General features: G+C 49.6%; 14 protein-coding genes, 1 riboswitch and 2 other annotated features. Of the genes, 10 read left to right on the top strand and 4 right to left on the bottom strand.

Going from position 1 to position 14,459, the window contains the following annotated elements; all coding sequences use genetic code 11:
- Positions 1 to 336: 336 nt before the first annotated feature.
- Positions 337 to 1,458: an aldo/keto reductase gene (locus BMW43_RS05880; protein ID WP_091744749.1), complete on the top strand. Its 1,122-nt coding sequence runs from the start codon at positions 337 to 339 to the stop codon at positions 1,456 to 1,458.
- 298 nt (positions 1,459 to 1,756) lie between these two features.
- On the opposite strand, the gene BMW43_RS21035 is transcribed toward BMW43_RS05880, so the two are convergent.
- Positions 1,757 to 1,930 (bottom strand): hypothetical protein, encoded by a 174-nt coding sequence (locus BMW43_RS21035; RefSeq protein WP_177173475.1) that lies wholly within the window; start codon positions 1,928 to 1,930, stop codon positions 1,757 to 1,759.
- A gap of 474 nt (positions 1,931 to 2,404) precedes the next feature.
- On the opposite strand from BMW43_RS21035, the gene dxs reads away from it, so the two are divergent.
- Both dxs and cytX read left to right on the top strand, forming a co-directional pair.
- Entirely contained in the window at positions 2,405 to 4,294 is a 1,890-nt protein-coding gene (gene dxs, locus BMW43_RS05875; RefSeq protein WP_091744747.1) for a 1-deoxy-D-xylulose-5-phosphate synthase, read from the top strand.
- 42 nt (positions 4,295 to 4,336) lie between these two features.
- Positions 4,337 to 4,446, top strand: a riboswitch (TPP riboswitch).
- 196 nt (positions 4,447 to 4,642) lie between these two features.
- Positions 4,643 to 5,857 carry a putative hydroxymethylpyrimidine transporter CytX gene (gene cytX, locus BMW43_RS05870; RefSeq protein WP_091744746.1) on the top strand — a complete coding sequence of 405 codons (1,215 nt, stop codon included), beginning with the start codon at positions 4,643 to 4,645 and terminating at the stop codon, positions 5,855 to 5,857.
- A 28-nt stretch (positions 5,858 to 5,885) separates the two neighbouring features.
- Here the strand turns inward: cytX and BMW43_RS05865 are convergent, their stop codons facing one another.
- Positions 5,886 to 6,158, bottom strand: a complete 273-nt coding sequence (locus tag BMW43_RS05865; protein ID WP_091744745.1) for a hypothetical protein — start codon at positions 6,156 to 6,158, stop codon at positions 5,886 to 5,888.
- 307 nt (positions 6,159 to 6,465) lie between these two features.
- Here BMW43_RS05865 and BMW43_RS21030 point away from each other — a divergent pair, with 307 nt between their 5' ends.
- Positions 6,466 to 6,624 (top strand): hypothetical protein, encoded by a 159-nt coding sequence (locus BMW43_RS21030; protein WP_177173474.1) that lies wholly within the window; start codon positions 6,466 to 6,468, stop codon positions 6,622 to 6,624.
- A gap of 62 nt (positions 6,625 to 6,686) precedes the next feature.
- Here the strand turns inward: BMW43_RS21030 and BMW43_RS05860 are convergent, their stop codons facing one another.
- Complete coding sequence (locus tag BMW43_RS05860) at positions 6,687 to 7,856, bottom strand: aminotransferase class I/II-fold pyridoxal phosphate-dependent enzyme (RefSeq protein WP_091744743.1); 1,170 nt, start codon at positions 7,854 to 7,856, stop codon at positions 6,687 to 6,689.
- Positions 7,853 to 8,332, bottom strand: coding sequence for an Lrp/AsnC family transcriptional regulator (locus BMW43_RS05855; protein WP_091744742.1), 480 nt, complete (start codon positions 8,330 to 8,332; stop codon positions 7,853 to 7,855). The genes BMW43_RS05860 and BMW43_RS05855 overlap by 4 nt, the downstream gene beginning before the upstream one ends.
- A gap of 38 nt (positions 8,333 to 8,370) precedes the next feature.
- Positions 8,371 to 8,583, bottom strand: a binding site (T-box leader).
- A gap of 158 nt (positions 8,584 to 8,741) precedes the next feature.
- On the opposite strand from BMW43_RS05855, the gene ytxC reads away from it, so the two are divergent.
- The 6 genes from ytxC to BMW43_RS05825 all read left to right on the top strand — a co-directional run bounded on the left by ytxC (position 8,742) and on the right by BMW43_RS05825 (position 14,333).
- The gene (ytxC, locus tag BMW43_RS05850) at positions 8,742 to 9,653 is read left to right on the top strand and encodes a putative sporulation protein YtxC (RefSeq protein WP_091744741.1); all 912 of its coding nucleotides are present in this window, start codon (positions 8,742 to 8,744) and stop codon (positions 9,651 to 9,653) included.
- Between the two features lie 487 nt (positions 9,654 to 10,140).
- Positions 10,141 to 12,051, top strand: coding sequence for a threonine--tRNA ligase (gene thrS, locus BMW43_RS05845; protein WP_091744740.1), 1,911 nt, complete (start codon positions 10,141 to 10,143; stop codon positions 12,049 to 12,051).
- A gap of 51 nt (positions 12,052 to 12,102) precedes the next feature.
- Positions 12,103 to 12,228: a sequence feature (ribosomal protein L20 leader region), on the top strand.
- A 24-nt stretch (positions 12,229 to 12,252) separates the two neighbouring features.
- Entirely contained in the window at positions 12,253 to 12,777 is a 525-nt protein-coding gene (gene infC, locus BMW43_RS05840) for a translation initiation factor IF-3 (protein ID WP_091744738.1), read from the top strand.
- Positions 12,778 to 12,805: 28 nt separating this feature from the next.
- Positions 12,806 to 13,003 (top strand): 50S ribosomal protein L35, encoded by a 198-nt coding sequence (rpmI, locus tag BMW43_RS05835; protein ID WP_054260349.1) that lies wholly within the window; start codon positions 12,806 to 12,808, stop codon positions 13,001 to 13,003.
- 35 nt (positions 13,004 to 13,038) lie between these two features.
- The gene (gene rplT, locus BMW43_RS05830; protein WP_091744737.1) at positions 13,039 to 13,398 is read left to right on the top strand and encodes a 50S ribosomal protein L20; all 360 of its coding nucleotides are present in this window, start codon (positions 13,039 to 13,041) and stop codon (positions 13,396 to 13,398) included.
- Between the two features lie 68 nt (positions 13,399 to 13,466).
- Positions 13,467 to 14,333, top strand: a complete 867-nt coding sequence (locus tag BMW43_RS05825; RefSeq protein ID WP_091744735.1) for a TrmH family RNA methyltransferase — start codon at positions 13,467 to 13,469, stop codon at positions 14,331 to 14,333.
- Positions 14,334 to 14,459 lie beyond the last annotated feature (126 nt).

Here is a 14,459-nt window from a genome sequence, read left to right as displayed (position 1 = left end):
GGTGTGATGAAGGCGGCAGTCCGCTTTGCCGTTTTTGTAAAAACCGCTTGACATGGAGTTCACTCCAGGTGCTAAACTAGGGTTTAAAAGAGTAAGACAATGCCTGAACTAGGCTATCCTTTTTCCGGCATTTTAGTTAGGTCGTGTCTTCAAATGATCGGAACGTCCGCTGACAGCGCCCTTTGTGCCATACTTCGTTGAAATTCCCGGGAATAAAGTTCAGTATTCCTGCGAAATTTTGTCTTGTCTGTCACGAAAGTCACGCATCACTGATCAGTTCGCTAATTGTTTGAAGACACTCCCTAATCATTCCATAACAACATGGAGGGGTACGACATGGAAGCGAAAAAATTAGGCTTTGGCTTTATGCGATTGCCGCTGATTAAGCAGGATGATCCGACCAGTGTTGATTTCACGGAGTTGAATCAGATGGTCGATCTGTTTCTGGAGAGAGGCTTTACTTATTTTGATACTGCCTATATGTATCATTCCGGCAAGAGCGAAATCGCCTTGCGCGAAGCCTTGATCAAGCGCCATCCGCGCGACCGGTTTACGGTGGCCAGCAAATTGCCGACGATGTTTCTCAAAGTCGAGGAAGATCAAGAGCGCATTTTCAATGAGCAATTAGAAAAATGCGGTGTTGATTACTTCGATTATTATTTGATTCACAATCTGGGCGTAACCAATTACGAAACAGCCAAACGATTGGATAGCTTCGGTTTTGTGCAGCAAAAGAAGCGGGAAGGCAAGGCCAGAAAAGTCGGGTTTTCCTATCATGACAATGCTGCTTTGCTTGACGAAATTCTGACGGCCCATCCGGAAGTGGACTTTGTGCAGCTGCAGATTAATTACCTGGATTGGGATAATGACAGTATCCAGTCCAGGAAGTGCTACGAAGTGGCGCGCAAACACAATAAACCGATTATTGTGATGGAGCCTGTCAAAGGCGGGGCGCTGGCTAAGGTGGCGGAAAAAGCGGAAGCGCTGTTTAAGGGGTACCGGCCGGACTTATCGGTGCCGTCCTGGGCGGTACGGTATGCTGCCAGTCTGGACGGGGTTATGATGGTACTGAGCGGGATGTCCGATAAGGAGCAACTGTTGGACAATACGGAGTACATGAGCGACTTTCAGCCGCTTAGCCAGGCAGAGCAGGCTATTATCGAACAGGCGGTTACGATTATTAATGAGGCGATTGCCATTCCCTGCACCGCCTGCCAGTACTGTGTGGATGAATGTCCGAAAAATATAGCGATTCCCAAGTATTTTGCGCTGTACAATACGGAACAGCAAGCGGTGAGTAAGGGCTTTTCCCTGCAGCAGCTCTACTACAATAACTACACCAAAATCCATGGCAAGGCTTCGGAATGTATTGCCTGCAGGCAATGTGAGCGCCATTGCCCGCAGCATATTGAAATTACCAAGTGCCTGGAGGATGTGGCCCGGGTCTTTGAAGCATAACTTTCATTTTTCTCGGCGGGAGAGTAACCTCTAACGTTCATCCGACATAGGATACAGTAGATTCTGTATTAAGCTATGAGGAGGTTATAATCATGCGTTGGGGTGGAAATGGTGGCTTTGGACCAGGAGGTAGCTGGTTTATTATCATTATTATTATTTTGTTGTTGTTTTGCTGCATCGGTAACGATAATGACACGTCGACCTGTTGATTTTTCCATAAATAGATAGGTTGTGTCTTTACATGTTGTAGCATGAGGAAACTCACCTTACCAATCCGGAAGGTGAGTTTCTTTTTATTTCATTCTTCTTTGCCGGGAATTGCCGGATTGCCGCGAACCGGTTTACTTGACCGGCGGACTGCCGCCAGAGCGTGCCGTATGACTTCATCCACTTGATGTTTGTTTAAGCCAAAAGGACGAACCATTGACTTGACTTCGTTGCGGAACTTTTGCTCATTAAAATCAATTACCAACAGGACCACCCCTTATTGTGTCTTTACTTTATTATACGGATGAGCCGGCGGGAAGGTGAACTGTAAAATTTCTTTATGTTACCTGGTAGTCTGTAATCCCTAATTCTTAGTGTTCTTACGAGATCTTTCCGCCCTGCTTAGTTGCCGTCGGCTTGCGTATTCCCGATATGCGCACCTCCTTCGTCTTGCAGGACGAAAAATCTCTCGCAATTCATTCTATAGGTTTAGAGTTTACAGATCTCTAGTGCTCCATAAACCTTGTAAACAGAAATTGCTGACGGTCAAAATTTCGTCAGCCGGCGTGGTCGTCAGTCGACATATAGGCGTCTTGGCTGACAAAAACTTTGCCTCGCCGTAGCTTCCAGTTTCAAAGTTGGCGGAGCAGTAAAAATGAACTTTTGTGCAAAATGGCAGGGGATTTCTTCCAACATGGCGAACTATTTCCGGTATTAGTTTCAGGAGGGAGAACGAATTTTGCATACTTTCTTAGAACGTGTCAACAGTCCGCAAGATATTAAGAAGCTGACTTTTGCCGAACTTACTTTGCTGGCGGGAGAAATCCGCAGCCTGATTATTGAAACGGTAGCCCGGTCAGGCGGCCATCTGGCTCCCAATCTGGGGGTGGTGGAGCTTACCCTGGCTTTGCATAAAGTGTTTGACAGCCCACAGGATAAAATGATCTGGGATGTGGGTCACCAGTCTTATGTCCATAAAATATTGACGGGGCGGGGCGGTGCCTTGCATGAGTTGCGGCAAATGGGCGGTATCAGCGGCTTCCCGAAGCGCAGTGAAAGCGAACATGACGCGTTTGCCACCGGCCACGCCAGTACGTCCATCTCGGCGGCTGTCGGCATGGCGGTGGCGCGGGATATGTCGGGACAGGACAATCACGTGTTGGCGGTAATCGGCGACGGGTCGTTGACTGGCGGGGAAGCTTATGAAGCTTTGAATCACGCCGGGCATATCGGCACCAAACTGATTGTGGTACTGAATGACAATGAGATGTCCATTGCCAGGAATGTAGGCGCCATGTCCGGCTATCTTGCCAAAATACGGACGGCTCCCGGTTATGCGAAGGTCAAACAAGATCTTGAACATTTGCTGCGGCGTATTCCCTCGATCGGTGACCGGATGGTTCAGACGGCGGAGCGGCTGAAAGACAGTGTGCGGCATTTCTTTATTCCGGGGATGCTGTTTGAAGAGTTGGGTTTTACCTATCTCGGTCCGATCGACGGACACGATCTGGCCGACCTGACCGGACTGTTGGAAAAAGCAAAGCAAATGAGCGGCCCCGTTGTCCTCCATGTGCTGACCCGCAAAGGAAAAGGATATGCTCCAGCCGAACGAAATGCCGATATCTTTCATGGGGTAGGACCTTTTCATGCGGCAACCGGCGAGATTATCAAAAAGGACGGACCACCCACCTATACCCGGGTATTTGGTGACACCTTGCTGACCCTGGCGGAAGCCGATAAAAATATAGCCGCCATTACGGCAGCTATGCCGGAAGGAACGGGGCTAAAAGCTTTTGCCGGCCGTTTCCCGGCCCGTTTTTTTGATGTAGGTATTGCCGAACCTCATGCGGTGACCATGGCGGCGGCGATGGCCTGTGAGGGGAAGAAACCGGTCATTGCGCTTTATTCCACCTTTGGCCAGCGGGCTTATGATCAGGTGCTGCACGATGTCTGTCTGCAGGAGCTGCCGGTGGTGCTGGCTCTTGACCGGGCCGGTCTGGTAGGGGAAGACGGTCCGACGCATCACGGTGTGTTTGATTATTCCTATCTCCGGCATATACCCAATCTGATCTGCATGGCTCCGAAGGACGAGGGGGAACTGCGGCATATGCTGTATACGGCGCTGCAGGGAAATCGGCCGGTAGCCCTGCGCTACCCGCGAGGCAGCGGGATCGGGATCGGGGTCGATTTGAGTGAACCGCTGCAGGTTTTGCCTGTCGGGCAGGCCGAAGTATTACGGCTGGGGCGGGATGTTAACTTGGTTGCTATCGGCTCCATGGTAAACCCATGCCAACAAGCTGCCGCGCAATTGCAGGAACAGGGTATTGACGCCGGGGTAGTCAATGCCCGCTTTGTTAAACCGCTGGACCGGTCAGTTATTCACCTGTTAGCGGAAACCGGTCCGTTGATTACGGTGGAGGAAAATGTGCTGGCTGGCGGCTTTGGATCTGCCGTTCTGGAATGTCTTAGCGACCAGGGGCTGGCGGGTAGCCGTGTGCTGCGCCTGGGGCTGCCGGATGAGTTTATTGAGCATGGCGCTCATGCCCTGCTGCTAAAAAAGTATGGTCTCGACGCCAACGGCATTGCCAGGCAGACAGCAGGGTTTTTGCGGAAGCTCTTTCCGGAATAAATTGACCTTTTGATAAATCTGTGATACGCTGATACCAATTACATACCTGTCACAGGGGGCTGGGAAGGCCGGCTGAGATATAGACCCGATATGTCTATGACCTGTAACCTGATCTGGATAATGCCAGCGGAGGGATGACGGATAGAAGGGCCTGTTTTTAACCGTTAGCATCCGTGAGGATGCTTTTTTTATTGACCGGGCTGATGGTAATTGAAAGCAGTTTTTTTATCCCGTAGGGATGTAATACTGAACTTCCACTAAAAGCTTGGGGTCTTTGCAGTCTTTCTAATCTTTTAATGGGAGCCAGGATAAGAAAATCAATGGTTGTTAGGAAAGGAACGAACTAAGATGCAGGAAAATAACCGGACGGTACGGGGAAGTCATTTTTTATTTTTATGGTTTGGTGCGGCGGTATCAATCGCTGAGATTATGACAGGCGGTCTATTGGCGCCGCTGGGATTTAAGCAGGGACTGCTGGCGGTGCTCCTCGGTCATCTGGCCGGAACAACGCTGCTGGCCTTGGGCGGCTACATTGGTGCCCGCGAGGGAATTCCAGCCTTGTTTTCTACGCGAATTTCTTTTGGGGTATATGGCTCTTATCTTTTTTCTGCTTTAAATATTTTGCAACTGGTGGGTTGGACGGCAGTCATGATCATTTCGGCTGCCCGTTCAGCCAATGATGTGACCAGGCTGCTGTGGGGCTGGGACCAGCTGCAAGTATGGAGTCTTTTTATTGGCGCGCTGGTAGCTCTATGGATTGCGCTGGGCCGCGAAGGAGGCTGGAAAAAACTGAATATGGCTGCCGTGGTATTGCTGCTGGGCGTAACGGTGATGTTGAGCCAGGTCGTCTTTCATGATACCGGCGCTCTGACCAAAGAGGCGGTTGGCGGCATATCTTTTGGCGGGGCGTTGGAGTTGAGCGTGGTTATGCCGTTATCCTGGCTGCCGCTGATCGCCGACTACACCCGTTTTGCCCGAAACCGCCAGGGTGCCGTGTGGGGCAGTTGGGCCGGCTATTTTGTTGGCAGCTGCTGGATGTATATTATCGGCCTGGGAGCGGCACTGGTGAGCGGTAGTGCCGATCCGTCGGCCATGATGCTGGCCGCTGGTCTGGGCTTTGGCGCCCTGGGCATTATTGTGCTGGCCACTGTGACGACTACATTTATGGATGCCTATTCTGCCGGAGTCAGTTTTGCCAATCTGGTGCCGGCCTGGAATGAAAAATGGATGGCGTTAGTACTGACGGCAATCGGTACGGCACTGGCGCTTGCGGTGGATATGGAACTTTATCAGGACTTTTTGCTGGCTATTGGCTCAGTTTTTGCACCGCTATTTGCTGTTCTGTTCAGCGATTATTTCTGGCACGGCCGCCGGCAGGTGACAGCAGGTCTCTTGGTTGACTGGCCGGCGTTGGCCGTTTGGGGCATTGGGGTTTGGCTGTATTATCAAATGCTGGAGGTTGATTTTATCGCCGGCGCGACCATACCGGTCATGGTTATCACAGCCATATTGCTTAAGCTGGTGCGCCAGGTGGGAGGACAGCAAAAACAGGCCGGCATATAGCCGGCCTGTTTGGAGGAAGCGCTGTTTTTTAATAGAGTCCGAATTTTTGCGACAGCCAATAACTGGCCGGCTCCTCAATCCAGCCCATGCTGTTGTCAGTAATTTCGGCGACAAACAGTCGATCTTCGTGAGCAAGGTAACGACCGATGGCCTCGAAAATCTGGTTGGCGTCATAGAGGCTGTCCAGCAGCCACACGGACGGTAGGGCCGGTATGGCATCGCCCAAGGCGCGGAGTGCGGCGGTAAGACGGTCATAATCAGGCTGCTTGGAGCCAATGGCAAAGGTAATTGTGTAGATCATCACTGTATCCTTTCTGTTATATCCTATACAATTCGCCGACACCGTAAGGAATCCTTTCCGATTGATTCTTAAGAAAAAAACAGCAAAATAGCTCTAAGCTAAACGGAATTCAAAGAAAAAAGGGGTATACTAAAAACATCTCGGAGATACCGGGACAAATAAAGAGATGTTTTCTCCCTGATTTCATTTCTTTATTTTTTCGACCCCGCAGCCCCGGCCGGCTGCGGGGTTATTCCATTTAGGTTAGAATTTTTGGGCAATCTGTGGTATGATAATAGCAGCTAGAACAAAAGGGGGAAGCAAGCGTTTGTTTAAAAAGCTTTCGACAAAGGATAAAATCTTATCGGTGCTGTTTGTGGCATGGATTGCTATTTTGGACATTCATAACTTAACATTTATCCAGATTGCCGGTATCATTGCCATTGTGTTCTATTTTATTGCGTTATATAACAAGGTCAAGGATTAATTTTTATAAACGGAAAAGGCCGTGAAGACAGGAACGACTGTCTTTACGGCCTTTTTATATTTCTAGCGGGATAACCGTTTTACGAAACAGGCGATGCGTTCCAGGGCCTCGGCCAGATTGTCGCTGGAGGTGGCATAGGAACAGCGGACAAAGCCTTCGCCGCAGGTGCCGAAGGCATCGCCGGGGACTAAAGCCACTTTCTCTGCTTTCAACAGTTGTTCGGCAAAAGCCAAGGACGATAAGCCGGTCTCTTTAATAGAAGGAAAGATGTAAAAGGCGCCCTTGGGCTCAAAACAGGACAAACCGGCGTTGTGCAGACCGTCCAGCATGAGCCGGCGACGGAAGTTGTACTCGCCGACCATCTGCTGGACAGCCTTTTCGCCGCGCCGCAGGGCTTCAATAGCGGCGATCTGGGCAGTTATCGGCGCGCAAAGCATAGTATACTGATGAATTTTAGTCATAGCCGCAATAAAATCGGGGTTGCCCATGGCATAGCCGATGCGCCAGCCGGTCATGGCGTAGGCCTTAGAAAAACCGTCCAGCAAGATGGTACGGTCTTTCATATCCGGCAGGGAAGCAAAACAGGTATGCTGGCCGTCATAGGTCAGCTTACCGTAGATTTCGTCGGAAATGACAATGAGGTCGTACTTTTTGGCAAAACCGGCGATTTTTTCAAGCTCCTCCCGGGGCATAACGGCACCGGTGGGATTGTTGGGATAGCCGATAATTAATAGCTTGGTACGGGGTGTAACTTTGCTTTCCAGTTGCTCTACGGTTACCCGGAACTCTGTTTCCAGAGTGGTCGATACAGGCACCGGAACGCCGCCGGATAGGGTGACGCAGGCCTTGTACGATACATAGCAGGGCTCCGGGATCAGGACCTCGTCGCCGGGACAAAGCAAAGCCCGCATCGCCAGGTCAAGCGCTTCGCTTACGCCGACCGTGACCAGAATCTCGTTGCGTGGATTATAGGTAACGCCGAATTCATTTTGTTTGAGCCGGGCAATCTCTTCGCGAAGCTCCAGCAGGCCAAAGTTGGAAGTGTAGGAAGTATAGCCCCGGTGCAGGCCGTCGACACAACTGTCGCGAATATGCCAGGGCGTAATGAAGTCAGGCTCGCCTACGCCCAGTGAAATGACGTCCTCCATTTCTGAAACGATATCGAAAAAACGCCGGATGCCGGAGGGAGGGATGGAGTTGACTACCGGCGAGATGCGTTCAGCCCAGTTCATGGCGACACCACCAACCGGTGATCGGCTTCCCGGTCATCCATGATCACATGGGCTTCTTTGTACTTTTTCAGCATAAAATGCGTGGTTGTGCTGACGACGCCGTCAATGGTAGAAAGTTTGGTGGATACGAAGTTGGCCACTTCCTTGAGCGAACTGCCCTCGATCATGGCCAGCAGGTCATAGGCTCCGGACATCAGATACAGGCTGCGCACTTCGGGAAACCGGTAAATACGTTCGGCTACCGAATCAAAACCGACTTCGCGCTGCGGCGTTATTTTTACGGCGATAATGGCGGTGACACTATCCACCCCTGCCTTATCCCAGTTGATGATCGTGTGGTATTTCACGATGATCTTTTCATTTTCCAGCCGCTTGATGGCTTTTTCAATTTCCGACTGAGGCTTGTTCAGCATGACCGCCAGTTGGTCAAGCGGCAGGGTATGGTCCTTTTCTAAGAGCTCTAATAATTCAATCACGTAAAAAACCTCCTTATAAAATAAAAAAATCCCGTCCTGAAAAGGACGAGAAAATATTCCCGTGGTACCACCTAGTTTAGCCTGTGGGGCTCACTTTTTCCTGTTAACGCCAGGCTACGGCCATGCTTACTATTAGTTTTCCGCAGGCTGTTCGAGGGTGGCATTCCGTAGCGGTTCCTGCGCCGGCTCACACCTTACCCGGCTCTCTGAGCAAAACACGCGATACGTACTATCCCTGTCATCACATTCACATTAAGTCATTTTTGAATATAGTACCATAGTAATTTTATTATTGCAAGTACAGTCTGTCCGTATAAAAATGTTTTTTACACGGACAGACGATAGCCTGCCCGTTTTTGTATGCAAATATTTTTTAGTACATATAATACATTAGAAGGGAGTGAGGTTCTTGAAATTGCTTTCTGTAGGCTTGACCGGAGCAACGGATGAGATTCGGGTAAAACTTCAGAAAGATTGTGTTGCATTGGCGCAGGAAGGATTTCAGGTCGCGATAGATGAAACCAGCAAAGGCAATTATACCTTTCTTGGTTGCAATGTCGTCGACGGTGAGCTATCCTTCCGCAGCTATGAACGCATCAAGCAGCTCTTGAAGGATTATGTGGCTCAAATTGTTTCCGAATTGATTGTGGCCGATGAAGAAAAGAATATTATCCGCAAGATCATTAACCAGAACTACCATTACTTCAACGAGGAAGAACGGACGGCTGTTTATGAGAACACCCTGAAAGCATTAAACGGGAATAAAACAAATGTCATTGATTTCTGCCTGGTTGATCGCCGCAAGCAAATATTGTCAAGACTGACCGATTATCTGGATCATCATCACGAATTGGTGGTGGAAGGATTTATCAACTTTCGCCTGAAAGATTATCGCGAAGAACTGGTCCATCTGGTGGATGATGTGGTAGAGGACTTCATGATGGAATTGGAATATAAAGAGTTCATCCGTGTACTGCGTTATTTTGTCGATATACAGGAACCCCAGGCGGATGAAGTGCACATAGTGATCGATCCTGAGGGAGTCTTTAAAATCATTGACACGGCAGGTAATTCCATCCACAATCAGTACCTCGAGAGCTATATCAGTCAGAGCGCGGACGAAATTAATTATGGGGACCTCCTGGTTACCGCTTTAATCACCCTGGCACCGCAAGAGATTGTACTGCATGGCTGCGACCCGCAAAAAACGCAGGATACGGTCGAGATCATCAAAAATATATTTGAGGGCCGTGTGACAATCTGCAAGGGCTGCAGTCTTTGCCGGCCATATGTTTTGGGAAATATTACGCCGGATAATTGACAACAGGCAAGGGATCAGCTATAATTTAGAGAATATAATAGTAAAGTAAAAGTAATGACGAGGATATGGCAATAAGCAAGGCGTTACAGAGAGAAGATGTCACCGGCTGCAAGCATCTTTAACGTAGCTACCTATTGTTACCGCCTCTGAACTGTCCGGTTGAATAGTACCTTGCAGCCCCTAAGACTGTGCTAGACTGGCGAGGAGATTTTTCGCAAGATAAGGCGGAAACGTCGCACATATCGGAAATATGTAAGACGTTGACAACGCAGTATTGCGAAAAATATACCGCCAGAATGATACAGAATTAGGGGGTGCAAAGTACTAAGTAAGCCGGGCCGGGTTATATGTCCGTTAGCATAGCATATACGAGATGAGTTTTTTTAAAACTAATCAGGGTGGAACCGCGGGTATACTCCCGTCCCTACGTGGGACGGGAGTTTTCTATTTTTGTCAGCTTTTAGCTTTTATTTAGGAGGGATTACAAATGGGACATATTCATATTGAGTTAAACAACGGTTCGATTCGGGAAGTGGAAGCCAACCAGACACTGGGAGAAGTGGCACAGTCAATCAGCCGCAGCCTGGCCAAAACCGCATTGGCGGCGAAGGTGGACGGTAAGGTATTGGACCTGGCCCGCCGGCTAACCAAGGACGCCAAAATAGAGTTTCTGACGTTTGAAGATCAGGAAGGGAAAGATGCTTTGCGGCACAGTGCTTCCCACATTATGGCCCAGGCGGTAAAACGGCTGTATAGCGATGTGCAGATTGCTATCGGTCCGGCGATTGCCAACGGTTTTTACTATGACTTTGATGCGCCCGTTACGTTTACCCCGGAGGATTTAGCCCGTATTCAGGCTGAGATGGAGCGCATCGTGAAAGAAGACCTGCCGATTGAAAGGTTGGAAATGGAGCGCGCTGAGGCGGTTCGGTTCTTTGAGGAAAAAGGTGAGTCTTACAAGGTGGAACTGATTCGCGACCTGCCGGAAGATGCCGTCATTTCTTTATACCGACAGGGTGAGTTTGTCGACCTGTGTGCCGGCCCCCACGTGGCATCCACAGGCAAGGTCAAAGCGATTAAGCTGCAAACGTTAGCGGGAGCTTACTGGCGCGGCGATGAAAAACGTAAAATGCTGCAGCGGATATACGGAACGGCCTTTGAGAAAAAAGCCGAACTGGACGCCTACCTTACCATGCTGGAAGAAGCCGCTAAACGGGATCATCGCAAACTGGGCCGTGAACTGGACCTCTTTAGCATTCAGGATGAGGGGCCGGGCTTCCCGTTCTTTCACCCCAAAGGTATGATTATCCGCAACGAACTGGAAACTTTCTGGCGTAAGCTGCATGTAAAATACGGCTATCAGGAAATCAAAACGCCGATTATTCTCAGTCAGAAGCTATGGCAGCAATCGGGCCACTGGGATCATTACCGGGACAATATGTACTTTACCCAAATTGATGACGAAGGCTATGCCGTTAAACCGATGAACTGTCCCGGCGGTATTTTGGTATATCGCACCCAGCATCACAGCTACCGTGACCTACCCTTGCGTACGGCCGAACTGGGTCTGGTGCACCGTCATGAACTGTCCGGCGCCTTGCACGGCTTGATGCGGGTACGCAGCTTCACCCAGGATGACGCCCATATCTTCATGCTGCCGTCGCAGATCAAGACCGAGATTAAAGGGGTTATTGATTTGTTTAACCAGGTATACAGCACTTTTGGCCTGTCTTATCACGCTGAGCTGAGCACCAAACCGGAAAAGGCAATGGGCGACGATGCGATTTGGGAAGTGGCAACCAAGGCTTTGCAGGAAGCCCTGGAAGAGTGCGGTATGGATTATAAGATTAATCCTGGCGATGGTGCGTTTTACGGTCCGAAAATAGATTTCCATCTGAAAGATTCCATCGGACGTACCTGGCAGTGCGGCACCATCCAACTGGACATGCTGCTGCCAGAGAAATTTGATCTAAACTATATCGGCGAGGACGGACAAAAACACCGTCCGGTTATGATTCACCGTGTGGCTTACGGCAGCATGGAGCGGTTTATCGGCATTCTGATTGAGCATTATGCCGGAGCCTTCCCGGCCTGGTTAGCGCCGGTGCAGGTTAAACTGCTGCCTATTACCGACCGTCATGTCGCTTATGCCCGGGCTGTTGCGCAGCAAATGCGGGAGCAGGATATCCGGGTGGAAATTGACGACCGGAATGAAAAAATCGGCTACAAAATCCGTGAAGCTCAGGTGCAAAAAGTGCCGTATACGCTGGTGGTTGGTGATAAGGAGCAGGAAACGAGCAGTGTTGCCGTGCGCAAAAGAGGCCAGGGCGATCTGGGCAGCCAGCCGGTAGCGGAGTTCGTGCCCCAGCTGCTTAAGGAAATCAGGGAAAAAAATTGAAAATTGCTTGACTTGTGAACTGGTGAATGATATTATAGTCAAGTGAAGAATAGTAGTAAGCAGAAGCCATCCGCTTCTCACCTTACAACGGAAAGTTCGTAAGGTCCATATGGGCATGATGTATATTTATGCTTTTTGGCGGATGGTAGTATATACCATCCGTTTTTAGTTTTTTTATAGTTCGTAAATAAGTGGAGGTGAGTGGCAATTAGCAAAGAGAGTTTAAAGATCAATGAGGAGATTCGGGCCAGGGAAGTTCGGGTGGTCGGCAGCAATGGTGATCAGTTGGGCGTTATGCTGACCAGAGAGGCGTTGCGCATTGCTGGGGAGCAGCATCTTGACCTAGTGGAGGTGGCCCCTACCGCCAAGCCGCCGGTTTGTCGCATTATGGATTTTGGCAAGTTCAAATACGAACAGCAGAAACGCGACAAAGAAGCCAAGAAGAAACAAAAAGTGGTTACGGTAAAAGAAGTAAAGCTTCGTCCCAATATTGAGGATCATGACTTCAATGTTAAGCTGAAAAACGCTCAGCGTTTTCTGCAGGACGGCGACAAGGTCAAGGTAACCATTATGTTCCGTGGCCGGGAGCTTTCTCATCCGGAGTTGGGGAAACAGGTTTTACTCAAAATGGCCGCCGAATTGAAAGAGATGGTCAATGTTGAGCGGGAACCCAAGCTGGAAGGAAAAAATATGATTATGATTTTGGCAGCTAAACCACATAGCTAAGCCTTATAATTTAGAAGGAGGATCCACCATGCCTAAAATAAAAACACGCAGAAGTGCCGCAAAACGGTTTAAAGTTACAGGCTCCGGCGAATTCAAACGCGCTAAAGCTTTTAAAAGCCATATCCTGGAAAAGAAATCTCCGTCCCGTAAACGCAATTTGCGTAAAGCAGCTCTGGTCAGCAAATCCGATCATGAGCGCGTAGCAAAAATGCTTCCTTACGCTTAATTTTCCATACTTAACTTAAACAGGGGGTAAACAACATGCCAAGAGTTAAAAAAGGCGTGACTGCACATAGACGTCATAAAAAGATATTAAAACTGGCGAAAGGCTACAGAGGAGCCAAGAGCAAACAGTTTAAAAAAGCCAACGAAACGGTTATGAAGGCGCTGTATTATGCCCGCCGTGACCGTCGTGCCAAAAAAGGCGAATTCCGCAGACTGTGGATTGCCCGTATTAATGCGGCTGCCCGCACCAACGGCATTTCTTACAGCCAGTTGATGAACGGCTTGAAAAAAGCCGGTGTGGAAGTAAACCGTAAAATGTTGGCAGAGCTTGCCGTAAGCGACAGTGCTGCCTTTGGTTCGTTAGTGGCTGCTGCGAAAGAGCAACTGGCCAAGTAAGATAAATCCGGAGCAATCCGGATTTTTTTTACATAACCGGAGATTCTAAAAAGGAGTGTTCCGACCCTATGCTGGAACGTATCAACAGTTTGCAAAACCAATATGTCAAACTGGCTGCCTCTTTACGGGAAAAAAAGTACCGTGAGGAAACAGGACTATTTGCGGTAGAGGGAATCCGGCTGGTAGAAGAAGCGGCGCAATCGGACTATTGCATCGATTTGTGTCTGTGTACCGAGAAAGTGGCCCGGAACGAACGGGGACAGGCTATTCTTGCTGTTTTAGGGCAGAAGAAGATCCGGTTGCTGGAGGTTAGTGAGAGCGTTTATGCCAAAATAAGCGATACCGAACAGCCCCAGGGGATTATGGCGCTAGTGCAAAAGCAACGCTTTTGTTTGCGGGAAGTGGCTGCCCGGCAGGAGACTCCGTTTTGGGTGGTGCTGGATCACCTCCAGGACCCAGGCAATGTTGGCGCCGCCATTCGCAGTGCCGATGCGGCCGGTTGTACGGCGGTTATCCTGTCGCCGGGCTGTGCCGATCCGTTTGCCGGCAAAACAGTGCGAGCCAGTATGGGTTCCTTGTTTCACCTGCCCATCTTAGAACAGGTTGCCTTGCCGGATTTTTTTCGGCTCTGTAAAGAAACAGGCGTTACGCTGCTGGCCTCTTCGCTAGCCTCCTCGGACGTTTACTTTAAGGTTGACTTTACGCCGGCCGTTGCCGTCATTTTCGGCAACGAAGGGAATGGTGTCAGTCAGGAAAGTCTGGCGGCCGCTGATCAAAACGTGTATATTCCTTTACTGGGCAAGGCCGAATCGCTCAATGTGTCGGCTGCCGTTTCCGTGATCCTCTACGAAGCGGTGCGGCAGAGACATTACGGGCAGCGGCGGGAAAAAATAGCCGATAAGGGGCTGGCTGTCGGCTTAGGAACCATTGATTAATTCGCACCGCGCATCCTGACTGATCCTTTTTAGCCTAACCGCGTCAGCAAAATCTTGAAATAGCCCGGCTTTTCATTCGGTTTTGCTTTCCCGCCAGGTGAAAAAATCTCTCGTCAGGCCCACAGG

It is taken from the genome of Propionispora vibrioides (genome assembly GCF_900110485.1).
Taxonomy (GTDB): Bacteria; Bacillota; Negativicutes; order Propionisporales; family Propionisporaceae; genus Propionispora; species Propionispora vibrioides.
This window is presented reverse-complemented; position numbering and strand designations above follow the sequence as displayed.